Source organism: Pseudomonas sp. PDM01, assembly GCF_014852325.1.
Lineage (GTDB): Bacteria > Pseudomonadota > Gammaproteobacteria > Pseudomonadales > Pseudomonadaceae > Aquipseudomonas > Aquipseudomonas migulae.
Genome location: NZ_JACVBK010000007.1, coordinates 20,072 through 43,367 on the forward strand (window position 1 = coordinate 20,072; position 23,296 = coordinate 43,367).

A 23,296-nucleotide genomic window follows, 5' to 3' on the forward strand; every position below is an offset into this window, starting at 1 on the left:
ACATGACGACACACATTCAACGTTCGGCTCTGCTGCCGTACCCGGCACAAGCGCTGTATGACCTGGTCAATGACGTGGCACGTTACCCGGAGTTTTTGCCGTGGTGCTCGTCGGCCGAAGTCCTGGAAAACTCTCCCGAGTACATGCGCGCGAGCGTTGGCGTGGCCAAGGGTGGCCTCAGTCAGCATTTCGTGACGCGTAACACTCTGGTCCCCGGGCAATCGATCGAGATGAATCTCGAGGAAGGCCCATTCACCCAGTTGCATGGCATTTGGGTGTTCAAGGCGTTGACCGACAAGGCCTGCAAGATCAGCCTGGACCTGTCGTTCGATTACGCCGGGCCGATTGTTCGCGCGACCCTGGGGCCATTGTTCAATCAGGCGGCCAATACGCTGGTCGATGCGTTCTGCCAGCGCGCCAAACAGATACATGGTTAAGCCCGTGATCGAAATCGAGGTGGTGTATGCCGCCGTTGATCGTCAGGTGCTCCGCTGTGTGACGGTGCCCGCAGGCACAACAGTGCGCGCAGCGCTGCTTGATTCGGGAATAGGCGAAGCGTTTCCAGAGCTGGATCTGGGCGAATGCCCTGTCGGGATTTTCGGCAAGGTGATCGCCGATCCGGACACACACCAGGTTCGGGCGGGGGATCGTCTCGAGATCTATCGGCCTTTGCTGGCCGATCCGAAAGAGGTTCGCCGGTTGCGCGCGGCCAAGGCCGCCGAGGCAAAAGCCCGAAATCAGTGACCTGATTAAATGCCAGACAATAAAAAACCCGGACATTCCGGGTTTTTTATTGCGTCGCAAATTATTGCGGCGAAGTTTCCAGCGGTTCTGGCGTCGGGACTGGAACGGTTTCTACGCCGTCCACGTCCTTCTGGATCTGATCCAGCAACGAACCTGGCTTGACTGGTTTTTCCGGTTTCGGCTTCTCGGCGTTTTCAACAGGCGCGGTCACATTAGTGCCACTGTCCTTGCCGAGAATGGCTTCGTCCCGGCTCACGCCTGGCATGAAATCACCAGAGAGGCTGACAAGTTGGTCATTTGGGTTGAAGATAACGCTAATGCGTTCCTGTTGGCGTTCACCGCCACCGGGTTGCAGGCTGTACAGATAATCCCAGCGATCGGCATGGAACGTGTCGGTCAACAGGGGGTTGCCCATGATAAACCGTACTTGCTTACGGGTCATTCCCGGGCGTAACTGGTTTATCATGTCCTGCGTGACGACATTGCCCTGCTGGATGTCGATTTTGTAAACCCCGGGGAATGAACAACCGGCGAGTGCGAGCAGTCCCACAAAGGTGAAACTGGTTAGCAAGAGCTTGGTGTTTTGCATCGGTGGGCGACTTCCACTATCTTGGCTGGGACAACGTAAACGCCGATCATACCCGCATTAAGAGAAGCTGCGAAGCAGCATCGCGAGAAAGCTGACCATGGTTGAAAATAGCGAACTACGCAAAGCCGGTCTCAAAGTGACCCTTCCACGGGTCAAAATTCTGCAAATGCTCGATTCCGCCGAGCAACGCCACATGAGTGCCGAGGATGTTTACAAGGCGCTGATGGAGGCTGGTGAGGACGTCGGTCTGGCCACGGTTTACCGTGTACTGACTCAGTTCGAGGCAGCTGGCCTTGTGGTGCGGCACAACTTCGACGGAGGCCATGCGGTCTTCGAGCTGGATGACGGCAAGCATCACGACCATATGGTCAACGTCGAAACCAGCGAAGTGATCGAATTCTTCGACGAAGAAATCGAGCGCCTGCAGAAAGCCATCGTCGACAAGTACGGTTTCGAGATGGTCGATCACAATCTGGTGCTGTACGTGCGCAAGAAAAAGTAAGCATGTCGCGCGAATTTCACATTCGCGAAACGAACGAAGGCGACCCCAGGGTCGCCTTCGTGCTGTCTGCCGTTCTTAAATCTTTGCGGTAACGACCATTTTTTTCGCGTGCGCCAGGGATTCCTTGGTGAGGTCGATGCCGCCCAGCATCCGCGCGACTTCTTCAACGCGATCATTCTTGCTCAGTTTGGAGACGGCCGTGTGGGTCGCCTCTTCGCCACGCACCTTGTGCACAAATAGATGCTGATGCCCTTGCGCCGCCACTTGCGGCAAGTGAGTCACTGTCAGCACCTGTCCGCGCTCACCGAGGCGACGCAGTAGCTGGCCGACAATCTCGGCCGTCGGGCCACCGATGCCTACGTCCACTTCGTCGAATACCAGGGTGGGTACGCGTGAAGTCTGTGCGGTAATCACCTGAATCGCCAGGCTGATCCGCGACAGTTCACCGCCCGAGGCTACTTTGGCCAAAGCTTTCAAGGGCTGGCCGGGGTTGGCGCTGACCAGCAGCTCTACCTGTTCGAGCCCGTTAGGCAGCAGCTCATCGCTGCTGTTGGGGCGCAGTTCGATGGTGAAGCGGCCGCCGGGCATGCCCAGTCGCTGGATTTCCTGCTCCACGGCGCTGGCCAGGCTGCTGGAGGCCTGGTGGCGCAAGTCGCTCAGTTCGCGAGCCTTTTCCTGATAATGGCGAGCATAAGAGGCCAGTTCATCGCTCAGGCGCTCAATGGATTCATCATTGGCATTGAGGGTTTCAATTTCATCCAGCAAGCGCTGCTGCATCTCGGCGACCTCGGTCGGCTGGATGCGGTGCTTGCGCGCCATGGTGTAGATCGCATCGAGGCGTTCTTCCAGGTACTGCAGGCGCGCCGGGTCGGCATCGAAGTTATCGAGGAAGCGATTCAGTTCGCCCACGGCCTCTTCAACCTGGATCTGCGCACTGGTCAGCAAGCTGCTGGCTTCGCCCAGCGCGCCGATCGAGTTGTTCACGCTCGACAGGCGGTTGAGGCTGGCGGTCAGGGCGTTCAGGACATTGCCTGAATCACTTTCGCTGCATTGTTCGACCACTTGCCGGCAGATGCCCAGCAGGGTTTCGGCGTTGGTCAGGTTCTTGTGTTCCTGCTCCAACTGCTCCAGCTCGTTGTCACCGAGGCCGAGATTTTCCAGCTCTTCGAGTTGATAGCTGAGCAGTTGATGGCGGGCGCGTTGTTCATCGCCGGAGTTGGAGAGGCGCTCCAGTTCCTGGCGAGTCTGGCGCCAGCGTTGGGCGGCCAATTGCACCTGGCGGGCAAGGTCGGTGGCGCCGGCGTATTCGTCGAGCAGGCGGCGGTGAGTATCGGTCTTGAGCAGGGATTGGTGCTCGTGCTGGCTGTGGATATCGATCAGCAACTCACCCAGGGCCTTGAGATCACCAAGCGGGCAGGGCGTGCCATTGATATAGCCGCGGGAGCGCCCTTCGGCGGTGATCACCCGGCGCAGAATGCACGGGCCGTCGCTTTCAAGGTCGCGCTCGGCCAGCCAGGCACTGGCTTCGGGAATATCGACCAGGTCGAAGGTGGCCAGGATGTCGGCCTTGTCGGCGCCTGGGCGGACCACGCCACTGTCGGCGCGATCGCCCAGGGTCAGGCCGAGGGCGTCGAGCATGATCGACTTGCCGGCGCCGGTTTCCCCTGTGATCACACTCATCCCGCGATCGAGTTCGAGATCGAGATGTTCAACGATGGCGTAATTGTGTACGGACAGGTGCACCAGCATAAAGGCCGCTCCCAGGCTTTAGGTCTGGTTATTTATACAGTGTTTTATTTGCGGCTGACAATGCCCTCTCTTAGCTCGATTTGATTGATCCGACGAAATCGTTAGCGCATCGGGAAATGACAATGCAGCTGTTTTTTGTAGGGTTAATCACAACAAACCCCTTGAAGCTGATTTTTGCGGCCCCATATAGCTGGGCAGAAGCGCGAGTTGAGCTCGCGGACGATATTGAAAGGAGAAATCTATGGCTGACGAACAGACAGTGGATACGCAAAATCAAGAAGCCAACCAGGGCTCCGCGGCTTCGGGTGAAGACCTCGCGGCTCGTGTACAAGTGCTCGAAGAGCAACTGGCAGGCGCGCAGGATCAGGCTTTGCGTGTTGCCGCCGATCTGCAGAACGTCCGCCGTCGCGCTGAGCAGGATGTCGAAAAGGCTCACAAATTCGCTCTGGAAAAATTTGCCGGTGATCTGCTGCCGATCATCGACAGCCTTGAGCGTGGTCTGGAGTTGTCCAACCCGGACGATGAAAGCATCCGCCCAATGCGCGAAGGCATCGAGCTGACCCTGAAAATGTTCCAGGACACCCTGAAGCGTTATCAGCTGGAAGCGATCGATCCGCATGGCGAACCGTTCAACGCCGTTCTTCATCAGGCAATGGCCATGCAGGAAAGCGCTGACGTCGAGCCGAACAGCGTGCTCAAGGTGTTCCAGAAGGGCTATCAGCTCAATGGTCGTCTGCTGCGCCCGGCCATGGTCGTGGTCAGCAAGGCACCTGCACCGGTTTCGCCTTCGATTGACGAGCAGGCTTGAAATTAGCCGCAAGGCCCCCATTTAGAAGTCAAGCGTTTAAGTGCTACCGCAGTTAGCCACCACTGCTGCGGCAACCAAATCCAAAGTTTCGGGAGAGTGAACATGGGCAAAATTATCGGTATCGACCTGGGGACTACCAACTCCTGCGTCTCCGTGCTTGAAAACGGCGTAGCCAAAGTTATTGAAAACGCTGAAGGCGCGCGTACCACGCCGTCGATCATCGCTTACGCCAACGACGGCGAAATCCTCGTTGGTCAGTCGGCCAAGCGTCAGGCTGTGACCAATCCGCACAACACCCTGTATGCGGTGAAGCGTCTGATCGGTCGTAAGTTCGACGAAGAAGTCGTACAGAAAGACATCAAGATGGTCCCTTACAAAATCGCCAAGGCTGACAACGGCGACGCTTGGGTTGAAGTGAACGGCCAGAAAATGTCGCCGCCACAGATCTCGGCTGAAATTCTGAAGAAAATGAAGAAGACCGCCGAAGACTACCTCGGCGAGCCAGTGACCGAAGCGGTGATCACCGTTCCGGCCTACTTCAACGACAGCCAGCGCCAGGCGACCAAAGACGCCGGCCGCATCGCGGGCCTGGACGTTAAACGTATCATCAACGAACCAACCGCAGCCGCTCTGGCTTACGGTATGGACAAGGCGAAAGGCGATCACACCGTGATCGTTTACGACTTGGGCGGCGGTACTTTCGACGTTTCCGTGATCGAAATCGCTGAAGTCGATGGCGAGCACCAGTTCGAAGTATTGGCCACCAACGGTGACACGTTCCTGGGCGGTGAAGACTTTGACATTCGTCTGATCGACTACCTCGTCGACGAATTCAAGAAAGAAAGCGGCATGAACCTCAAAGGTGACCCGCTGGCCATGCAGCGCCTGAAAGAGGCCGCTGAAAAAGCCAAGATCGAACTGTCTTCGAGCATGTCGACCGACGTGAACCTGCCGTACATCACTGCAGACGCCACCGGTCCTAAGCACTTGAACGTGAAAATCTCCCGCGCCAAGCTGGAAGCGCTGGTTGAAGACCTGGTTCAACGCACCATCGAACCTTGCCGCATCGCTCTGAAAGACTCCGGCATCGAAGTTGGCTCGATCAACGACGTGATCCTGGTAGGCGGTCAGACCCGTATGCCACTGGTTCAGAAGCTGGTGACCGAGTTCTTCGGTAAAGAAGCACGTAAAGACGTGAACCCGGACGAAGCTGTTGCCATGGGTGCTGCTATCCAGGGCGCCGTATTGGCCGGTGACGTGAAAGACGTTCTGCTGCTGGACGTCAGCCCGCTGACCCTGGGTATCGAAACCATGGGTGGCGTGATGACCGCGCTGATCGAGAAAAACACCACGATTCCTACCAAGAAATCGCAAGTGTTCTCGACTGCCGACGACAACCAGGGCGCCGTGACCATCCACGTGCTGCAAGGCGAGCGTAAGCAAGCCGCCCAGAACAAGTCCCTGGGCAAGTTCGACCTGGCCGAGATTCCACCAGCACCACGTGGCGTGCCACAAATCGAAGTGACCTTCGATATCGACGCCAACGGCATCCTGCACGTAGGCGCCAAAGACAAGGCCACCGGCAAGGCTCAATCGATCGTGATCAAGGCAAACTCCGGTTTGTCCGATGAAGAGATCGAGAAAATGATTCGCGACGCTGAAGCGAACTCCGAGGAAGACCGCAAGTTCGAAGAGCTGGCCACTGCCCGCAACCAGGGCGATGCACTGGTTCACTCGACTCGCAAAATGGTCACTGAGGCAGGCGATAAAGTGACTGCTGAAGAGAAGACTGCAATCGAAGCTGCTGTTGTTGCTCTGGAAGCCGCTGTTAAAGGCGACGACAAAGCTGCAATCGAAGCCAAGGTTGAAGAGCTGTCGAAAGTCTCCGCTCCAGTGGCGCAGAAGATGTACGCCGAACAGGCTCAGCCTGCTGAAGGCGCAGCACCGCACGACGAAAAAGCTGAAAAAGCCGACGACGTTGTCGATGCCGAGTTCGAAGAAGTCAAAGACCACAAGTAAGTTGTTGGTCGCCCGGTTGACTGCCTTTAGGCGGTGACTGGTAGGATGTCGCCGCGCGGGAGCCTGCTCCCGCGTTGGCGTGTCTGGAGTACACGAATTTTTACAGCATGCGACAAGTTCGTGTGCTGGCGGTATGGCCGGGAATGCTCCTGCTTTTCGAGCCGAAAGTACCGCAGTGAATCAAAGACCAGGATCGTTGAATTGACGTGAGTTGGGTCCGGGCCTGTATTGGGGCTCAACGAGTTCGGCAGGGCTCAGGAGAGGTTTGCCGAACGTCCTTAAGAGTGCAAAGACTTATGGCAAAGCGTGACTATTACGAAGTATTGGGTGTTGAGCGTGGCACAAGCGAAGCGGACCTGAAAAAGGCCTACCGTCGCTTGGCGATGAAGCACCACCCGGACCGTAATCCCGATGACAAAGCGTCGGAAGAGATGTTCAAGGAGGCCAACGAGGCCTACGAAGTGCTGTCCGATTCCAGCAAGCGCGCGGCGTACGACCAATACGGTCATGCCGGTGTCGACCCAAGCATGGGCGGCGGCGGTGCCGGGTTTGGCGGTCAGAATTTCTCCGACATCTTTGGCGATGTCTTCAGTGACTTCTTCGGTGGCGGTCGCGGCGGTGCTCGTGGCGGCGCTCAGCGCGGCAGCGACCTGCGTTACACCCTGGAACTGAATCTGGAAGAAGCGGTACGCGGTACCACCGTGAATATCCGCGTTCCGACACTGGTCAACTGCAAGCCGTGCGATGGCTCGGGTGCCAAGAAAGGCTCTTCGCCAGTCACTTGCCCGACGTGCGGCGGTATCGGTCAGGTCCGTATGCAGCAAGGTTTCTTCTCGGTGCAGCAGACCTGCCCGCGCTGCCATGGCCAGGGCAAGATCATTTCCGACCCGTGCAACTCCTGCAACGGTGACGGTCGCGTTGAAGAGTACAAAACCCTTTCCGTGAAAGTGCCGGCCGGTGTCGACACCGGTGACCGCATTCGTCTGTCCGGCGAAGGCGAGGCGGGCGCTCAGGGTGGTCCGACGGGCGATCTGTACGTGGTGATCAACGTACGCGAGCACGCGATCTTCCAGCGTGACGGCAAGCACTTGTTCTGCGAAGTGCCGATCAGTTTCGTCGATGCGGCGCTGGGTGGCGAGCTGGAGATTCCGACCCTTGATGGTCGGGTCAAACTGAAAATCCCTGAGGGGACTCAGACCGGCAAGCAGTTCCGTGTTCGCGGCAAAGGCGTTGCGCCTGTGCGTGGCGGCGGTGCCGGTGACTTGATGTGCCGTGTTGCGGTGGAAACCCCAGTCAATCTGGGTCGTCGTCAGCGCGAATTGCTGGAAGAGTTCCGTAGCTCCCTGGCGGACGACAATAGCCATTCGCCGAAAACCACCGGTTGGTTCGAAGGCGTGAAGCGCTTCTTCGGCGATCTGTAAGGAGTGAGCATGCGACGTATAGCTGTGATGGGCGCCGCTGGCCGCATGGGCAAGATCCTGGTCGAAGCGGTGCAGCAACGCGCACCGCTGACCGGTCTGACAGCCGCCATCGTGCGTCCTGGCAGCACGCTGATTGGCGTGGATGCTGGCGAGCTGGCTTCGCTGGGGCGTATCGGTGTGCCGTTGTCCGGTAACCTGGATGCGGTCGCGGATGAGTTCGATGTGTTGATCGATTTCACGCTGCCGGAAGTCATGCTGAAAAACCTGGCGTTCTGCCGCAAGGCGGGCAAAGCCATGGTCATCGGCACGACGGGGCTCGATGCTGCGCAGAAGCAGTTGCTGGCCGAGGCGGGCAAGGACATTCCTATCGTGTTCGCGGCCAACTTCAGTGTTGGCGTGAACCTGTCGCTGAAGCTGCTCGACATGGCTGCGCGCGTGCTGGGTGATGATGCGGACATCGAAATCATCGAAGCTCATCATCGGCACAAGATCGATGCGCCTTCCGGCACCGCCCTGCGTATGGGTGAGGTAATTGCCAGTGCGCTGGATCGTGACCTGCAGAAGGTCGCGGTCTACGGGCGTGAAGGTCACACCGGTGTGCGCGAGCGTGAAACGATCGGTTTTGCCACTGTGCGCGGCGGTGATGTGGTCGGTGATCACACCGTGCTGTTCGCCTGTGAGGGCGAGCGCCTGGAAATCACGCATAAGGCGTCCAGTCGCATGACCTTCGCCAAAGGCGCTGTGCGTGCGGCGTTGTGGCTGGACAGTCGTGAGCCTGGCCTCTACGACATGCAAGACGTGCTCGACCTGCGTTAAGATGCAGCCGAAACCGGGTTCCAACATTGCGTTTGGGCCCGGTTTTATTACGCCAAGCGACGTCCTGTCGCATTCTCCGGCCTTTAGGGCTCATTGGCGGTAGACCAAAAAAGCCTTTTTCTGTAAGCTACAGCTTTAGTGTGTCCACTAAAAGCGCGCAGAATAATTCAGTGAAGAAGCGGGGTGACGTGTCCATACGTCACTCCGCTTTTTTACAACCTGCGATCGCCCTTTCAGGCTTTATTTACGGGAGGTCTTCTTGACTAAGCCAGCCATACTCGCCCTTGCTGATGGCAGCATTTTTCGCGGCGAAGCCATTGGAGCCGACGGTCAAACCGTTGGTGAGGTGGTGTTTAACACCGCAATGACCGGCTATCAGGAAATCCTTACCGATCCTTCCTACGCCCAACAGATCGTTACCCTGACTTACCCGCACATCGGCAACACCGGCACCACGCCGGAAGACGCCGAGTCCGACCGCGTCTGGTCCGCTGGCCTGGTCATCCGTGACCTGCCGCTGGTTGCGAGCAACTGGCGTAACACGATGTCCCTGTCCGACTACCTGAAAGCCAACAACGTTGTGGCAATCGCCGGTATCGACACCCGCCGCCTGACGCGCATCCTGCGTGAGAAAGGCGCGCAGAACGGCTGCATCATGGCCGGTGACAACATTTCCGAAGAAGCGGCCATCGCCGCGGCTCAAGGCTTTCCTGGCCTCAAAGGCATGGACCTGGCGAAAGTCGTCAGCACCAAGGAAACCTACGAGTGGCGCTCGACTGTCTGGGAGTTGAAAACCGACAGCCACGCGACCATCGACGCTTCCGAGCTGCCGTACCACGTGGTTGCCTACGACTACGGCGTCAAGCTCAACATCCTGCGCATGCTGGTCGAGCGCGGTTGCCGTGTGACCGTGGTGCCGGCGCAAACGCCTGCCGCTGACGTGCTGGCGATGAAGCCGGACGGCGTGTTCCTGTCCAACGGCCCTGGCGATCCGGAGCCTTGCGACTACGCGATCCAGGCGATCAAGGATGTGCTGGAAACCGAGATTCCGGTATTCGGCATCTGCCTCGGTCACCAGCTGCTGGCCCTGGCCTCCGGCGCCAAGACCCTGAAAATGGGCCACGGCCACCACGGTGCCAACCACCCGGTCCAGGATCTGGACAGCGGCGTGGTGATGATCACCAGCCAGAACCACGGTTTTGCCGTAGACGAAGCGACCCTGCCAGCCAACGTTCGTGCGATTCACAAATCGCTGTTCGACGGCACCCTGCAAGGCATCGAGCGTACCGACAAGAGCGCCTTCAGCTTCCAGGGTCACCCGGAAGCCAGCCCTGGCCCGAACGACGTAGCGCCATTGTTCGATCGCTTCATCAACGAAATGGCCAAGCGACGCTGATCGCTCGCCTTGATGCAGCAAAGCTTGAGGGCGGTCCCGACACCGGTGGCCCCCTCAAGGCTTCACAGATTGAACAAGACGGCTTGCCGACTGACCTGCGGATTTGAGTGACAAACCCATGCCAAAACGTACAGACATTAAAAGCATCCTGATTCTCGGCGCTGGCCCGATCGTTATCGGCCAGGCCTGCGAATTCGACTACTCCGGCGCCCAGGCCTGCAAAGCCCTGCGCGAAGAGGGTTACCGCGTCATCCTGGTGAACTCCAACCCAGCGACCATCATGACCGACCCGGACATGGCCGACGCCACCTACATCGAACCGATCAAATGGCAGACCGTTGCCAAGATCATCGAGAAAGAGCGTCCGGACGCGCTGCTGCCAACCATGGGCGGCCAGACCGCTCTGAACTGCGCACTGGACCTGGAGCGCGAAGGCGTTCTGGAGAAGTTCGGCGTAGAGATGATCGGCGCCAACGCTGACACCATCGACAAGGCTGAAGACCGTTCGCGTTTCGACAAGGCGATGAAATCCATCGGCCTGGACTGCCCGCGTTCGGGTATCGCCCACAGCATGGAAGAGGCCAACGCCGTTCTTGAGCGCCTGGGCTTCCCGTGCATCATCCGTCCGTCCTTCACTATGGGCGGCACCGGCGGCGGTATCGCTTACAACCGTGAAGAGTTCGAAGAAATCTGCGCCCGTGGTCTGGACCTGTCTCCGACCAAAGAGCTGCTGATCGACGAATCCCTGATCGGCTGGAAAGAATACGAGATGGAGGTTGTCCGCGATAAGAAGGACAACTGCATCATCGTCTGCTCCATTGAAAACTTTGACCCGATGGGCGTGCACACCGGTGACTCGATCACTGTTGCGCCGGCACAGACCCTGACGGACAAGGAATACCAGATCATGCGTAACGCCTCCCTGGCGGTACTGCGCGAGATCGGCGTGGAAACCGGCGGCTCCAACGTTCAGTTCGGCATCTGCCCGGACACTGGCCGCATGGTCGTCATCGAGATGAACCCGCGGGTATCCCGTTCCTCGGCCCTGGCCTCGAAAGCCACCGGTTTCCCGATTGCGCGTATCGCTGCCAAGTTGGCGATCGGCTATACCCTGGACGAGCTGCAGAACGAAATCACCGGGGGCGCTACTCCGGCGTCGTTCGAGCCGTCGATCGACTACGTCGTCACCAAGCTGCCACGTTTCGCTTTCGAGAAATTCCCGAAAGCCGACGCACGCCTGACCACTCAAATGAAATCGGTCGGTGAAGTCATGGCCATCGGCCGGACCTTCCAGGAATCCCTGCAGAAAGCCCTGCGCGGCCTGGAAGTGGGTGTTTGCGGCCTGGACGAGAAGCTCGACCTGGGCAACCCGGAAAGCATGAGCATCCTCAAGCGCGAACTGACCGTGCCGGGCGCCGAGCGCATCTGGTACGTGGCTGACGCCTTCCGCGCCGGCCTGTCGGTCGAAGACATCTTCGGCATGAACATGATCGACCCGTGGTTCCTGGTGCAGATCGAAGATCTGATCAAGGAAGAAGAGAAGGTCAAGACCCTGGGTCTGGCCAGCATCGACCGCGACCTGATGTTCAAGCTCAAGCGCAAAGGCTTCTCGGACATGCGTCTCGCCAAGCTGCTGGGCGTGACCGAAAAAGCTTTGCGTCGCCACCGTCACAAGCTGGAGATCTTCCCGGTCTACAAGCGCGTTGACACCTGCGCTGCCGAGTTCGCCACCGACACCGCCTACATGTACTCGACTTACGAGGAAGAGTGCGAAGCCGCGCCGTCGGGTCGCGACAAGATCATGATCCTCGGCGGCGGTCCAAACCGTATCGGCCAGGGCATCGAGTTCGACTACTGCTGCGTACACGCGGCACTGGCCCTGCGCGAAGACGGTTACGAGACCATCATGGTCAACTGCAACCCGGAAACCGTTTCCACCGACTACGACACCTCCGATCGCCTGTACTTCGAACCAGTAACCCTGGAAGACGTGCTGGAAATCTGCCGGGTCGAGAAGCCGAAAGGCGTAATCGTCCAGTACGGCGGCCAGACTCCACTGAAACTGGCTCGCGCCCTGGAAGAAGCCGGCGTGCCGATCATCGGCACCAGCCCTGACGCCATCGACCGTGCCGAAGACCGAGAGCGCTTCCAGCAAATGGTTGAGCGTCTGAACCTGCGTCAGCCGCCAAACGCCACCGTGCGCAGCGAAGACGAAGCGATTCGTGCCGCGGCCAAGATCGGTTACCCGCTGGTGGTTCGTCCGTCCTACGTACTGGGCGGCCGTGCGATGGAAATCGTCTACGAAGAAGAAGAACTCAAGCGCTACCTGCGTGACGCAGTGAAAGTGTCCAACGACAGCCCGGTGCTGCTCGACCACTTCCTCAACTGCGCCATCGAAATGGACGTGGATGCAGTTTGCGACGGCACCGACGTGGTGATCGGCGCGATCATGCAGCACATTGAGCAGGCCGGTGTTCACTCCGGTGACTCCGCATGCTCCCTGCCGCCGTACTCGCTGCCTGCGCACATCCAGGACGAGATGCGCGAACAGGTCAAGAAAATGGCCCTGGAACTGGGCGTTGTCGGCCTGATGAACGTTCAGTTGGCGCTGCAAGGTGAAGACATCTACGTCATCGAAGTCAACCCGCGCGCTTCCCGTACCGTACCGTTCGTGTCCAAGTGCATCGGTGTTTCCCTCGCGATGATCGCGGCACGCGTCATGGCCGGTAAAACCCTGAAAGAAATCGGCTTCACCAAAGAAATCATCCCGAACTTCTACAGTGTGAAAGAGGCGGTCTTCCCGTTCGCCAAATTCCCTGGCGTGGACCCGATCCTGGGCCCAGAGATGAAGTCCACCGGTGAAGTGATGGGCGTGGGCGACACCTTCGGCGAAGCGTTCGCCAAGGCTCAGATGGGCGCCAGCGAAGTGCTGCCGACCGGCGGTACCGCGTTCATCAGCGTGCGTGACGACGACAAGCCACTGGTTGCAGGCGTGGCCCGTGATCTGATCAACTTGGGCTTCGAAGTGGTTGCCACTGCCGGTACTGCCAAGCTGATCGAAGCCGCAGGCCTGAAAGTGCGCCGTGTGAACAAGGTGACTGAAGGTCGTCCGCACGTGGTCGACATGATCAAGAATGACGAAGTCACCCTGATCATCAACACCACCGAAGGTCGCCAGTCGATTGCTGACTCGTACTCCATTCGTCGTAATGCCTTGCAGCACAAAATCTACTGCACCACCACCATTGCTGCTGGCGAAGCCATCTGCGAAGCGCTGAAGTTCGGTCCCGAGAAGACCGTACGCCGCTTGCAGGATCTACACGCAGGATTGAAGGCATGATCAAGTACCCAATGACCGTCCAGGGCGCGAAAGCCCTGGAAGAAGAACACGCTCACCTGACCAAGGTCGTCCGCCCGAAGCTCAGCCAGGACATCGGTACGGCCCGGGAATTGGGTGACTTGAAGGAAAACGCCGAATACCACGCTGCTCGCGAGCAGCAAGGTATGGTCGAGGCGCGGATTCGTGACATCGAAGGCCGGATTCAGAATCAGGTCATCATCGACGTCACGAGCATTCCTCACACCGGTAAAGTGATTTTCGGCACCACCGTTGAAATCGCCAACGTCGAGACCGATGAGCGCGTCACTTACCACATCGTGGGTGAGGACGAGGCTGACTTCAAACTCGGCAAGATTTCGGTAGGTTCGCCATTGGCCCGCGCCTTGATTGCCAAGGAAGAGGGTGATGTGGTTGCCGTGAAAACGCCGGGTGGCGTTATCGAGTACGAGATTGTCGAAGTCCGCCACATCTGAAAGAAGGCGCCCGCTGCGTGCGGGCGCCATGCTTTGGCAGCTGACTCAGATGTTGTGGGTCGGCGGCTTGTGGCTGTTACACATCGGCCTGCTGCCGGTGCTGGGCCAAATTGGCCTGGCGCCGCTGCTGATCGAAGAAATTGCAGGCATGCTGAACGCGCTGATGGTGGGTTTCGCCTCGGCGTGTGTAATTTTTCAGGCTTTGGTGCTGGTTCAGGCCGAGGGCCTTGCCAGTCTATGGCGCGATATTCGCGGGCAACTGCTGATGATGGCGCTGTATGCGTGTGCGATGTTTTTCGCGGTGCGTATCGGCTGGCCGGATGCAGTGCGTTGGCAAGTGTTCAGCTATCTTGTTCTGGGCTTTTCCGGGCTGGTGCTGGTCTTGCAGCCGGTACCGGGATGGAGCGGCAGGGTGCGCGAAGCACACCCTTGACCCTTGCCATCACTTGAAGCGATGGACGTTCGACAGCTGCTTGTTGACGCTGAAGTTCTTGCGGTAAATCAGTGCCATCTTGCCGATGACTTGAACCAGATCCGCTTTGCCGACCTTGCAGAGTTCTGCAATGGACGCCAGGCGCGATTCGCGATCGAGGATGTTGAGCTTGATCTTGATCAGCTCGTGATCCGCCAAAGCGCGTTCAAGTTCGGCTAACACACCTTCAGTCAAACCGTTGTCAGCCACAATCAAAACTGGTTTCAGATGGTGGCCAATGGATTTGTACTGTTTCTTCTGCTCTTGAGTGAGCGGCATAATCTGACCCTTTCGTCTGGATTCTGTAAAATGGCGGCCATTTTACCCGAGGGTTCGTGGATCCGCCCAACTAATCACGACCCTTATCATCGAGGTGCCCAATGGCGCGTTCCAAGACAAGCCTTGGTTGGCTGAAAAGACATGTCAACGATCCCTATGTGAAGCAGGCGCAGAAGGATGGTTACCGCTCGCGTGCGAGTTACAAGCTTCTGGAGGTCCAGGAGAAATACAAGCTGATCCGTCCGGGTATGAGCGTTGTCGACCTGGGGGCGGCGCCCGGCGGCTGGTCGCAGGTCACCAGTCGGCTGATCGGTGGTCAGGGGCGTCTGATCGCCTCGGACATCCTGGAAATGGACGGCATTCCGGACGTGACTTTCATCCAGGGTGACTTCACCGAGGATAAAGTGCTCGCTCAGATCCTTGAGGCCGTCGGTAATTCGCAGGTGGACCTTGTGATTTCCGATATGGCCCCCAATATGAGTGGTACGCCTGAAGTGGACATGCCAAAAGCCATGTTTCTATGTGAGCTGGCTCTTGATCTGGCTGCCCGGATACTCAAGCCGGGTGGTAATTTCGTGATCAAGGTGTTTCAGGGCGAAGGGTTTGATGCTTACGTGAAGGACGCTCGTCAGAAATTCGACAAGGTCCAGATGATCAAGCCGGACTCTTCCCGTGGCAGTTCCCGCGAGCAATACATGCTGGCTTGGGGCTACCGCGGCCGTAGTGAGTAAATCGAGGTTTTTTTGCGGGGCGATAGGTTTTTCGTATTTCGCCTTGTGGGAATTAGCGAATATTGTGTAGGAAGTGTTTCACAAAGGGTTACAGACGGCGCCTGCCAGTGTTGTAGGTAATGTAGTAAGTTAGGCCGGTGAATATCATGCGAAGCGCGCGCCATTAGCGGCGCTTGCTTCAGAGGGTAGTTAATTGAACGATATGGCAAAGAATCTGATCCTGTGGTTGATCATCGCGGCTGTCCTGGTGACAGTGATGAACAACTTCTCCAGCCCTAACGAGCCGCAGACCCTCAACTATTCCGACTTCATCCAGCAGGTCAAGGATGGCAAGGTCGAGCGCGTAGCCGTTGATGGCTATGTGATTACCGGTAAGCGCAACGATGGCGACAGCTTCAAGACCATTCGTCCTGCGATCCAGGACAACGGTCTGATCGGCGATCTCGTGGACAACCACGTGGTAGTCGAAGGCAAGCAGCCTGAGCAGCAAAGCATCTGGACTCAACTGCTGGTCGCGAGCTTCCCGATCCTGGTGATCATCGCCGTGTTCATGTTCTTCATGCGGCAGATGCAGGGCGGTGCCGGAGGCAAGGGCGGGCCGATGAGCTTCGGCAAGAGCAAGGCGCGCCTGCTCTCCGAAGACCAGGTGAAAACTACCCTGGCTGACGTTGCCGGTTGCGACGAAGCCAAGGAAGAAGTCGGCGAGCTGGTCGAATTCCTCCGCGATCCGGGCAAGTTCCAGCGTCTGGGCGGCCGCATTCCTCGCGGCGTGCTGATGGTCGGTCCTCCAGGTACCGGTAAAACCTTGCTGGCCAAGGCAATTGCCGGTGAAGCCAAGGTGCCGTTCTTCACCATTTCCGGTTCCGACTTTGTCGAAATGTTCGTCGGTGTCGGTGCCAGCCGTGTTCGCGACATGTTCGAACAAGCCAAAAAACACGCGCCATGCATCATCTTCATCGATGAAATCGACGCCGTCGGTCGCCACCGTGGCGCCGGCATGGGTGGTGGTCACGATGAGCGCGAGCAGACTCTCAACCAGTTGCTGGTAGAGATGGACGGCTTCGAAATGAATGACGGCATCATCGTCATCGCTGCAACCAACCGTCCGGACGTACTGGACCCTGCGTTGCTGCGTCCGGGCCGTTTCGACCGTCAGGTTGTGGTCGGGTTGCCGGATATCCGCGGTCGCGAGCAAATTCTCAAGGTCCACATGCGCAAAGTGCCAATGGGTGACGACGTCGCTCCGGCCGTGATCGCTCGTGGTACGCCTGGTTTCTCCGGTGCCGACCTTGCCAACCTGGTGAACGAGGCGTCGCTGTTCGCTGCCCGTACCGGCAAGCGCATTGTCGAGATGAAAGAATTCGAACTGGCGAAAGACAAGATCATGATGGGCGCCGAGCGCAAATCCATGGTCATGTCCGAGAAAGAGAAGCAGAACACCGCTTATCACGAAGCAGGCCATGCCATTGTTGGTCGCGTCGTGCCTGAGCATGACCCGGTCTACAAAGTGTCGATCATCCCGCGCGGTCGTGCGCTGGGTGTGACCATGTTCCTGCCTGAAGAAGATCGCTACAGCCTGTCCAAGCGTGCGTTGATCAGCCAGATCTGCTCGCTGTACGGCGGCCGTATCGCTGAAGAGATGACTTTGGGCTTTGACGGTGTCACCACCGGTGCATCCAACGACATCATGCGTGCCAGTCAGATTGCACGGAACATGGTGACCAAGTGGGGTCTGTCGGAGAAACTCGGTCCGTTGATGTACGCCGAAGAAGAGGGCGAAGTGTTCCTCGGTCGCGGCGGCGGTGGTCAGAGTGCAAGCTTCTCCGGTGAGACAGCCAAACTGATCGACTCCGAAGTGCGCAGCATCATTGACCAGTGCTATGGCACGGCCAAACAGATCCTCACGGATAACCGTGACAAGCTCGACGCCATGGCTGATGCCTTGATGAAGTACGAAACGATCGACGCCGATCAGATCGACGACATCATGGCGGGTCGTACGCCTCGCGAACCTCGCGACTGGTCGGGCGGCACCGGTACCTCCGGAACGCCTCCGGTGGTACAGGATGAGCGCCCGGAAACACCGATCGGCGGTCCGGCTGCTGACGTTTAAGGTTTGAAATGACTTCTGTTCAGTCCTCGACCCGGTTGCCTTGCGGCAACCGGGTTCTTGATTTGGCCCAGACGCATGTCATGGGCATTCTCAATGTCACCCCTGATTCCTTTTCCGATGGCGGCCAATACAGCCAGCTCGATGCGGCCTTGCGCCACGCCGAGGCCATGGTGCTGGCCGGCGCGACGCTGATTGATGTCGGTGGCGAATCGACCCGGCCCGGTGCCAGGGCGGTTTCGCCGCTCGAAGAGCTGGAGCGCGTAGCGCCAATTGTCGAGCGCATCAACCGCGAGCTGGATGTGATTATCTCGGTCGATACCTCCACGCCAGCGGTCATGCGTGAAGCGGCGCGGTTGGGTGCGGGTTTGATCAATGACGTCCGCTCGTTGCGTCGAGAGGGCGCTCTGGATGCGGCGGCCGCCACTGGTCTGCCGGTCTGTCTGATGCATATGCTCGGTGAGCCGGGCGACATGCAGGACAATCCGCATTATCAGGATGTCACCCGAGAGGTTGGCGAGTTTCTTGTCGAACGCATGGCGCAGTGTGCGTCAGTCGGAATTCCGGCTGAACGGATCATCCTGGATCCGGGTTTCGGCTTCGCCAAAACCTTGCAGCACAACCTGAGCTTGTTCAAACATATGGAAGTCCTGCATGCCTTGGGGCGGCCCCTGTTGGTCGGGGTTTCGCGAAAGAGCATGATAGGTCAGGCCTTGAATCGCCCGGTCGGTGAACGACTGCATGGCGGTTTGGCACTCGCGGCGCTGGCTTCATTCAAGGGGGCGCGTATATTGCGCGTCCATGATGTGGCCGAAACCGTCGATGTGGTGCGGATGATCGCCGCAGTGGAATCAGCCGAATAAGAATGATGGAGCACTTATGACTAAGAAATATTTTGGCACCGACGGTATTCGTGGTCGGGTCGGCGTGTACCCGATTACCCCTGAATTCATGCTGAAGCTCGGCTGGGCTGCGGGCATGGCGTTCCGCAAAATGGGCGCCTGCAAAGTGTTGGTAGGCAAGGACACCCGGATATCGGGATACATGTTCGAATCGGCGCTCGAGGCCGGGCTGACTTCGGCGGGTGCCGACGTGATGCTCCTGGGCCCGATGCCGACGCCGGCCATCGCCTACCTGACGCGTACGTTCCATGCCGAAGCAGGCATCGTGATCAGTGCCTCGCACAATCCTCACGATGACAACGGCATCAAGTTTTTCTCCGGCAAGGGCACCAAGCTGCCGGATGAAGTCGAGCATATGATCGAAGAGTTGCTCGACACCCCGATGACGGTGGTTGAGTCGAGCAAGATCGGCAAAGTGTCGCGAATCAACGATGCTTCGGGCCGTTATATTGAATTCTGCAAGAGCAGCGTGCCGACCGGCACCAGCTTTACGGGCCTGAAGATCGTGATCGATTGCGCTCACGGTGCGACCTACAAAGTAGCACCGAGTGTGTTCCGCGAGTTGGGCGCCGAGGTTGTTGTGCTTTCAGCGCAGCCAAACGGCCTGAACATCAATGACAACTGCGGTTCGACCCATATGGGTCAGTTGCAGGCTGCCGTCCTTGCCGAACATGCTGATCTCGGTATTGCGTTCGATGGTGATGGCGACCGGGTCCTGATGGTCGATCACACGGGTGCTGTTGTCGATGGTGACGAGCTGCTGTTCATCATCGCCCGCGACTTGCATGAGCGTGATCTGCTGAAAGGCGGTGTGGTCGGAACATTGATGAGTAACCTGGGGCTGGAGCTGGCCCTGGCAGATCTGTCGATTCCGTTTGTGCGTGCCAACGTCGGTGACCGTTATGTGATCGCGGATCTGCTGGAGCGTAACTGGCTGGTCGGTGGTGAGAACTCGGGTCATATCGTCTGCTTCAATCACACCACCACCGGTGATGCGATCATTGCCGCGTTGCAGGTGCTGATGGCATTGCAGACTCGCTCCGAAGGGCTGGCTCAAGCCCGTCAGTCGCTGCGCAAGTGTCCTCAGGTGCTGATCAACGTGCGTTTCAGTGGCGGTGCGAGCCCGCTGAATCATCCGTCGGTCAAAGAGGCCAGCGAGCGCGTTACCAAGGCCATGGCCGGGCGTGGGCGCGTGCTGTTGCGCAAGTCCGGCACCGAGCCGTTGGTGCGAGTCATGGTCGAAGGCGAGGACGAAACACAGGTTCGCGGCTATGCCGAAGAGCTGGCAAAACTGGTTACTGAAGTTTCTGCCTGAATTCGGCTTGCCAGCCATGATTGTGTTGGGTAACATCTGCGCCCACTTTGACCGACGAGGTACAGCATGCGTCGCCCTATGGTAGCTGGTAACTGGAAGATGCACGGTACCCGCGCCAGCGTCGCTGAGCTGATCAACGGCCTGAGTCATTTGGCCTTGCCGAGCGGTGTTGATGTCGCGGTATTCCCGCCTTTCCTGCATATCAATCAAGTGATTGAAGGTTTGAAAGGCAAGTCGATTTCGGTCGGCGCGCAGAACTCTGCAGTGGAATCCATGCAAGGTGCTTTGACCGGCGAAGTTGCACCGAGTCAGTTGGTGGATGCAGGTTGTGCCTTTGTACTTGTCGGGCATTCCGAGCGCCGCCAAATGGGCGAGCAGGACGGAATGCTGATTCGCAAGTTCGCAGCGGCACAGGCATGTGGCTTGATTCCAGTGTTGTGTATAGGGGAGACCCTGGAGCAACGCGAAGCTGGAAAAACTCTTGAGGTTGTCGGGCGTCAGCTTGGCAGTATCATTGAGGAGCTGGGTGTTGGTGCTTTTGCAAATGCAGTCATTGCTTACGAGCCGGTCTGGGCCATTGGCACCGGGCTGACTGCTTCGCCGCAACAGGCGCAGGATGTGCACGCAGCCATTCGCGCTCAGTTGGCGGCAGAGAATTCTGAGGTCGCACAAGGTGTGCGGCTTCTATACGGCGGCAGCGTGAAGGCGGCCAATGCGGTCGAACTGTTCGGCATGCCGGATATCGATGGGGGGCTCATTGGTGGAGCTTCCCTGAATGCAGATGAGTTCGGTGCGATTATTCGCGCCGCGGGAAACTGAAAAAATGCTGGAAACAGTCGTAGTCGTTTTTCATCTGCTGGGTGCATTGGGCGTAGTTGCTCTGGTATTGCTGCAGCAGGGTAAGGGTGCGGATGCTGGCGCGTCTTTCGGAGCAGGTGCTTCAAATACTGTGTTCGGAAGCCAAGGTTCCTCTACCTTTCTTAGTAAGTTTACTGCTATACTTGCCGCCGGTTTCTTCATAACCAGCTTAGGGTTAGGTTACTTTGCTAAAGAGAAGGCTCACCAGCTGACTCAAGTAGGTTTGCCAAATCCAGCAGTGTTGGAAGTTCCAAAGCAACAACCGGCTTCTGATGATGTACCGGTGCTTCAAGAGCAAAAGTCGGCTACTCCAGCGACTGACGTACCTCCAGCTCAAGAGCAGAAGTAAGAAGGGTTTCAAACGTAGTATTGCCGAGGTGGTGGAATTGGTAGACACGCAACCTTGAGGTGGTTGTGCCCATAGGGTGTAGGGGTTCGAGTCCCCTTCTCGGTACCAATTATCAGGAGAGCCCGCTGTTGCGGGCTTTCTTGTAGGTGGAAGGTTACATTGACCCTGTCAGGGATCGGTCGTATACTTCCGCCCCAGCTTTGTCGCGGGGTGGAGCAGTCTGGTAGCTCGTCGGGCTCATAACCCGAAGGTCGTCGGTTCAAATCCGGCCCCCGCAACCAGTTTAAGGAGCCCCTTTTAAGGGGCTTTTTGTTAGCTGGACACTTTCTACGCCGCTGTTCGACGGCGTTTCAAGGATGGGCGTTTCGCCCATTTTTTTATTTTGCATAGCATGCACATACATGCACGAGGGGGTTCAGGTGTCGAGCAAGCTAGAAGAGTTGCAGGCCTTGTTGGCCCCGGTGGTCGTGGCCCTAGGCTATGAATGCTGGGGTATTGAGTTTTCGGCTCAAGGTCGCCACTCAATGTTGCGCGTTTATATTGATAAAGAAGGCGGCGTGCTGGTGGACGATTGCGCCATCGTCAGCCGTCAGATCAGCGGTGTCCTGGATGTTGAAGATCCAATCGCCGTTGAGTACACCCTTGAAGTTTCCTCGCCTGGCATGGAACGCCCGCTGTTCACTATTGAGCAGTTTGCAAAATTTGCCGGTGAACAAGTGAAGATCAGGCTGCGCTCGCCTTTTGAAGGGCGACGCAACTTTCAGGGCCTTCTGCGCGGTGTAGAAGAGCAGGATGTCGTGGTGCAGGTAGAAGACCACGAGTTCCTGTTGCCGATCGATATGATCGACAAGGCCAACATTATTCCCAGTTTTGACTGAGACGCGGATCCCGCGGATCCAATGGCTTGCGAAAGGCGAGGCGTACGATGAGCAAAGAAGTACTGCTGGTTGTTGAGTCGGTATCCAATGAAAAGGGCGTACCGGCAAACGTAATTTTTGAGGCGCTGGAGCTGGCTCTGGCCACTGCTACCAAAAAGCGTTTCGAGGACGAAGTCGATCTGCGTGTGGAAATCAATCGCCACACCGGTGCTTACGAGACCTTCCGTCGCTGGACGGTTGTCGAAGAAGCAGACCTGGACGATCCGGCCATCGAAACCTGGCCGAGCAAGGTTGCCGAAACGCATCCTGGTGCCCAGGTTGGTGATGTAGTCGAAGAAAAAATCGAATCCATCGAGTTCGGCCGCATTGCTGCACAGACTGCCAAGCAAGTCATTGTGCAGAAAGTTCGCGAAGCCGAGCGCGCTCAAGTCGTTGACGCCTATCGCGAGCGCCTGGGGGAAATCATCTCCGGCACCGTGAAGAAAGTGACCCGCGACAATGTGATCGTCGACCTGGGCAACAACGCTGAAGCGTTGCTGGCTCGTGAAGACATCATCTCTCGCGAAACCTTCCGGGTTGGCGTGCGTCTGCGTGCGCTGCTCAAGGAAATCCGCACCGAGAACCGCGGCCCGCAGCTGATCCTGTCGCGTACCGCGCCGGAAATGCTGATCGAGTTGTTCCGCATCGAAGTGCCGGAAATCGCTGAAGGCCTGATCGAAGTAATGGCTGCCTCCCGTGACCCGGGTTCGCGCGCCAAGATCGCGGTCCGCTCCAAGGACAAACGCATCGACCCGCAGGGCGCTTGCATCGGTATGCGCGGTTCGCGCGTCCAGGCAGTGTCGGGTGAGTTGGGCGGTGAGCGTGTTGATATCGTCCTGTGGGACGACAACCCGGCTCAGTTCGTAATCAACGCCATGTCCCCGGCTGAGGTTGCGGCAATTATCGTTGACGAAGATGCCCATGCAATGGACATCGCCGTTGGCGCAGACAATCTGGCTCAGGCCATCGGTCGCGGTGGTCAGAACGTGCGTCTGGCTAGCCAGTTGACTGGCTGGACCCTGAACGTGATGACCGAATCGGACATCCAGGCTAAGCAGCAAGCAGAAACCGGCGACATCCTGCGCAACTTCATCGACGAGCTGGAAGTCGACGAAGACCTGGCACAGGTGCTGGTAGATGAAGGCTTCACCAGCCTGGAAGAGATTGCCTACGTACCGTTGGAAGAAATGCTCAACATCGACGGCTTTGACGAAGAAACCGTCAACGAGCTTCGCGCTCGTGCCAAGGATCGTTTGTTGACCAAAGCCATCGCTACTGAGGAAAAGCTGGCAGACGCCCATCCGGCCGAAGACCTGCTCTCGCTTGAGGGTATGGACAAGGATTTGGCGATGGAACTGGCGGTGCGCGGCGTAATTACCCGCGAAGACCTGGCCGAGCAGTCTATTGACGACCTGCTCGACATCGACGGCATTGACGATGATCGTGCCGGCAAGTTGATCATGGCCGCCCGAGCCCACTGGTTCGAGTAATTAGGCGCGGCCTGAG

Annotated in this window: 22 protein-coding genes and 2 tRNA genes; 21 read left to right on the forward strand and 3 right to left on the reverse strand. The window is 58.0% G+C overall.

Annotated features, from left to right (window positions below; genetic code table 11):
* Positions 1–2 precede the first annotated feature (2 nt).
* Both IB246_RS18285 and IB246_RS18290 read left to right on the forward strand, forming a co-directional pair.
* Positions 3–437, forward strand: coding sequence for a type II toxin-antitoxin system RatA family toxin (locus IB246_RS18285; RefSeq protein WP_008029796.1), 435 nt, complete (start codon positions 3–5; stop codon positions 435–437).
* Positions 430–744, forward strand: coding sequence for an RnfH family protein (locus IB246_RS18290; RefSeq protein WP_008036537.1), 315 nt, complete (start codon positions 430–432; stop codon positions 742–744). The genes IB246_RS18285 and IB246_RS18290 overlap by 8 nt, the downstream gene beginning before the upstream one ends.
* A gap of 61 nt (positions 745–805) precedes the next feature.
* Here IB246_RS18290 and IB246_RS18295 read toward each other — a convergent pair whose 3' ends face one another.
* Positions 806–1,333, reverse strand: a complete 528-nt coding sequence (locus IB246_RS18295; RefSeq protein WP_008029791.1) for an outer membrane protein assembly factor BamE — start codon at positions 1,331–1,333, stop codon at positions 806–808.
* Positions 1,334–1,430: 97 nt separating this feature from the next.
* On the opposite strand from IB246_RS18295, the gene fur reads away from it, so the two are divergent.
* Positions 1,431–1,835, forward strand: coding sequence for a ferric iron uptake transcriptional regulator (gene fur / locus IB246_RS18300; protein ID WP_003197684.1), 405 nt, complete (start codon positions 1,431–1,433; stop codon positions 1,833–1,835).
* A gap of 75 nt (positions 1,836–1,910) precedes the next feature.
* Here the strand turns inward: fur and recN are convergent, their stop codons facing one another.
* Complete coding sequence (gene recN, locus IB246_RS18305; protein ID WP_007942901.1) at positions 1,911–3,584, reverse strand: DNA repair protein RecN; 1,674 nt, start codon at positions 3,582–3,584, stop codon at positions 1,911–1,913.
* 241 nt (positions 3,585–3,825) lie between these two features.
* On the opposite strand from recN, the gene grpE reads away from it, so the two are divergent.
* The 8 genes from grpE to IB246_RS18345 all read left to right on the forward strand — a co-directional run bounded on the left by grpE (position 3,826) and on the right by IB246_RS18345 (position 14,290).
* Complete coding sequence (grpE, locus tag IB246_RS18310) at positions 3,826–4,392, forward strand: nucleotide exchange factor GrpE (protein ID WP_008029789.1); 567 nt, start codon at positions 3,826–3,828, stop codon at positions 4,390–4,392.
* Positions 4,393–4,494: 102 nt separating this feature from the next.
* Positions 4,495–6,411, forward strand: coding sequence for a molecular chaperone DnaK (gene dnaK / locus IB246_RS18315; RefSeq protein ID WP_008029786.1), 1,917 nt, complete (start codon positions 4,495–4,497; stop codon positions 6,409–6,411).
* Between the two features lie 296 nt (positions 6,412–6,707).
* Positions 6,708–7,832: a molecular chaperone DnaJ gene (dnaJ, locus tag IB246_RS18320; RefSeq protein ID WP_008029785.1), complete on the forward strand. Its 1,125-nt coding sequence runs from the start codon at positions 6,708–6,710 to the stop codon at positions 7,830–7,832.
* Positions 7,833–7,841: 9 nt separating this feature from the next.
* Positions 7,842–8,648: a 4-hydroxy-tetrahydrodipicolinate reductase gene (gene dapB / locus IB246_RS18325; protein ID WP_008036522.1), complete on the forward strand. Its 807-nt coding sequence runs from the start codon at positions 7,842–7,844 to the stop codon at positions 8,646–8,648.
* Between the two features lie 259 nt (positions 8,649–8,907).
* On the forward strand, positions 8,908–10,044 hold the full coding sequence (gene carA / locus IB246_RS18330) for a glutamine-hydrolyzing carbamoyl-phosphate synthase small subunit (RefSeq protein WP_008029779.1): 1,137 nt from the start codon (positions 8,908–8,910) through the stop codon (positions 10,042–10,044).
* A 118-nt stretch (positions 10,045–10,162) separates the two neighbouring features.
* On the forward strand, positions 10,163–13,384 hold the full coding sequence (gene carB / locus IB246_RS18335) for a carbamoyl-phosphate synthase large subunit (RefSeq protein WP_008029777.1): 3,222 nt from the start codon (positions 10,163–10,165) through the stop codon (positions 13,382–13,384).
* The gene (greA, locus tag IB246_RS18340; protein ID WP_008029775.1) at positions 13,381–13,857 is read left to right on the forward strand and encodes a transcription elongation factor GreA; all 477 of its coding nucleotides are present in this window, start codon (positions 13,381–13,383) and stop codon (positions 13,855–13,857) included. The genes carB and greA overlap by 4 nt, the downstream gene beginning before the upstream one ends.
* 28 nt (positions 13,858–13,885) lie before the next feature.
* Positions 13,886–14,290, forward strand: coding sequence for a hypothetical protein (locus IB246_RS18345; RefSeq protein ID WP_008036520.1), 405 nt, complete (start codon positions 13,886–13,888; stop codon positions 14,288–14,290).
* A 9-nt stretch (positions 14,291–14,299) separates the two neighbouring features.
* Here IB246_RS18345 and IB246_RS18350 read toward each other — a convergent pair whose 3' ends face one another.
* Positions 14,300–14,608, reverse strand: coding sequence for a YhbY family RNA-binding protein (locus IB246_RS18350; RefSeq protein WP_007942889.1), 309 nt, complete (start codon positions 14,606–14,608; stop codon positions 14,300–14,302).
* Between the two features lie 101 nt (positions 14,609–14,709).
* Here IB246_RS18350 and rlmE point away from each other — a divergent pair, with 101 nt between their 5' ends.
* The 10 genes from rlmE to nusA all read left to right on the forward strand — a co-directional run bounded on the left by rlmE (position 14,710) and on the right by nusA (position 23,280).
* A complete protein-coding gene (gene rlmE, locus IB246_RS18355; RefSeq protein ID WP_008029769.1) occupies positions 14,710–15,339 on the forward strand; it encodes a 23S rRNA (uridine(2552)-2'-O)-methyltransferase RlmE in 630 nt (209 codons plus the stop codon).
* A gap of 202 nt (positions 15,340–15,541) precedes the next feature.
* Positions 15,542–17,452 carry an ATP-dependent zinc metalloprotease FtsH gene (gene ftsH, locus IB246_RS18360; protein WP_032828773.1) on the forward strand — a complete coding sequence of 637 codons (1,911 nt, stop codon included), beginning with the start codon at positions 15,542–15,544 and terminating at the stop codon, positions 17,450–17,452.
* A gap of 8 nt (positions 17,453–17,460) precedes the next feature.
* Complete coding sequence (gene folP, locus IB246_RS18365; protein WP_192227692.1) at positions 17,461–18,312, forward strand: dihydropteroate synthase; 852 nt, start codon at positions 17,461–17,463, stop codon at positions 18,310–18,312.
* Positions 18,313–18,328: 16 nt separating this feature from the next.
* Positions 18,329–19,666 carry a phosphoglucosamine mutase gene (gene glmM / locus IB246_RS18370; RefSeq protein ID WP_008035886.1) on the forward strand — a complete coding sequence of 446 codons (1,338 nt, stop codon included), beginning with the start codon at positions 18,329–18,331 and terminating at the stop codon, positions 19,664–19,666.
* 66 nt (positions 19,667–19,732) lie between these two features.
* The gene (tpiA, locus tag IB246_RS18375) at positions 19,733–20,485 is read left to right on the forward strand and encodes a triose-phosphate isomerase (RefSeq protein WP_008035871.1); all 753 of its coding nucleotides are present in this window, start codon (positions 19,733–19,735) and stop codon (positions 20,483–20,485) included.
* Between the two features lie 4 nt (positions 20,486–20,489).
* On the forward strand, positions 20,490–20,873 hold the full coding sequence (gene secG / locus IB246_RS18380) for a preprotein translocase subunit SecG (protein WP_017336473.1): 384 nt from the start codon (positions 20,490–20,492) through the stop codon (positions 20,871–20,873).
* A gap of 22 nt (positions 20,874–20,895) precedes the next feature.
* Positions 20,896–20,981: transfer RNA gene (locus tag IB246_RS18385), tRNA-Leu, on the forward strand.
* Positions 20,982–21,077: 96 nt separating this feature from the next.
* Positions 21,078–21,154, forward strand: a tRNA-Met gene (locus IB246_RS18390).
* 138 nt (positions 21,155–21,292) lie between these two features.
* Complete coding sequence (rimP, locus tag IB246_RS18395; RefSeq protein WP_032828556.1) at positions 21,293–21,751, forward strand: ribosome maturation factor RimP; 459 nt, start codon at positions 21,293–21,295, stop codon at positions 21,749–21,751.
* A gap of 47 nt (positions 21,752–21,798) precedes the next feature.
* The gene (gene nusA, locus IB246_RS18400; RefSeq protein WP_008024459.1) at positions 21,799–23,280 is read left to right on the forward strand and encodes a transcription termination factor NusA; all 1,482 of its coding nucleotides are present in this window, start codon (positions 21,799–21,801) and stop codon (positions 23,278–23,280) included.
* Positions 23,281–23,296 lie beyond the last annotated feature (16 nt).

What these genes read in the sequence shown, in the direction of transcription:
- IB246_RS18285 (WP_008029796.1), top strand. Translation starts at nt 3, where the DNA reads ATGACGACACACATTCAACGTTCGGCTCTGCTGCCGTACCCGGCACAA.
- dnaJ (WP_008029785.1), top strand. Translation starts at nt 6,708, where the DNA reads ATGGCAAAGCGTGACTATTACGAAGTATTGGGTGTTGAGCGTGGCACA.
- dapB (WP_008036522.1), top strand. Translation starts at nt 7,842, where the DNA reads ATGCGACGTATAGCTGTGATGGGCGCCGCTGGCCGCATGGGCAAGATC.
- secG (WP_017336473.1), top strand. Translation starts at nt 20,490, where the DNA reads ATGCTGGAAACAGTCGTAGTCGTTTTTCATCTGCTGGGTGCATTGGGC.
- tpiA (WP_008035871.1), top strand. Translation starts at nt 19,733, where the DNA reads ATGCGTCGCCCTATGGTAGCTGGTAACTGGAAGATGCACGGTACCCGC.
- glmM (WP_008035886.1), top strand. Translation starts at nt 18,329, where the DNA reads ATGACTAAGAAATATTTTGGCACCGACGGTATTCGTGGTCGGGTCGGC.
- greA (WP_008029775.1), top strand. Translation starts at nt 13,381, where the DNA reads ATGATCAAGTACCCAATGACCGTCCAGGGCGCGAAAGCCCTGGAAGAA.
- IB246_RS18290 (WP_008036537.1), top strand. Translation starts at nt 430, where the DNA reads ATGGTTAAGCCCGTGATCGAAATCGAGGTGGTGTATGCCGCCGTTGAT.
- ftsH (WP_032828773.1), top strand. Translation starts at nt 15,542, where the DNA reads ATGGCAAAGAATCTGATCCTGTGGTTGATCATCGCGGCTGTCCTGGTG.
- IB246_RS18295 (WP_008029791.1), bottom strand. Translation starts at nt 1,333, where the DNA reads ATGCAAAACACCAAGCTCTTGCTAACCAGTTTCACCTTTGTGGGACTG.
- IB246_RS18345 (WP_008036520.1), top strand. Translation starts at nt 13,886, where the DNA reads ATGCTTTGGCAGCTGACTCAGATGTTGTGGGTCGGCGGCTTGTGGCTG.
- nusA (WP_008024459.1), top strand. Translation starts at nt 21,799, where the DNA reads ATGAGCAAAGAAGTACTGCTGGTTGTTGAGTCGGTATCCAATGAAAAG.
- carB (WP_008029777.1), top strand. Translation starts at nt 10,163, where the DNA reads ATGCCAAAACGTACAGACATTAAAAGCATCCTGATTCTCGGCGCTGGC.
- dnaK (WP_008029786.1), top strand. Translation starts at nt 4,495, where the DNA reads ATGGGCAAAATTATCGGTATCGACCTGGGGACTACCAACTCCTGCGTC.
- rlmE (WP_008029769.1), top strand. Translation starts at nt 14,710, where the DNA reads ATGGCGCGTTCCAAGACAAGCCTTGGTTGGCTGAAAAGACATGTCAAC.
- recN (WP_007942901.1), bottom strand. Translation starts at nt 3,584, where the DNA reads ATGCTGGTGCACCTGTCCGTACACAATTACGCCATCGTTGAACATCTC.
- grpE (WP_008029789.1), top strand. Translation starts at nt 3,826, where the DNA reads ATGGCTGACGAACAGACAGTGGATACGCAAAATCAAGAAGCCAACCAG.
- folP (WP_192227692.1), top strand. Translation starts at nt 17,461, where the DNA reads ATGACTTCTGTTCAGTCCTCGACCCGGTTGCCTTGCGGCAACCGGGTT.
- fur (WP_003197684.1), top strand. Translation starts at nt 1,431, where the DNA reads ATGGTTGAAAATAGCGAACTACGCAAAGCCGGTCTCAAAGTGACCCTT.
- IB246_RS18350 (WP_007942889.1), bottom strand. Translation starts at nt 14,608, where the DNA reads ATGCCGCTCACTCAAGAGCAGAAGAAACAGTACAAATCCATTGGCCAC.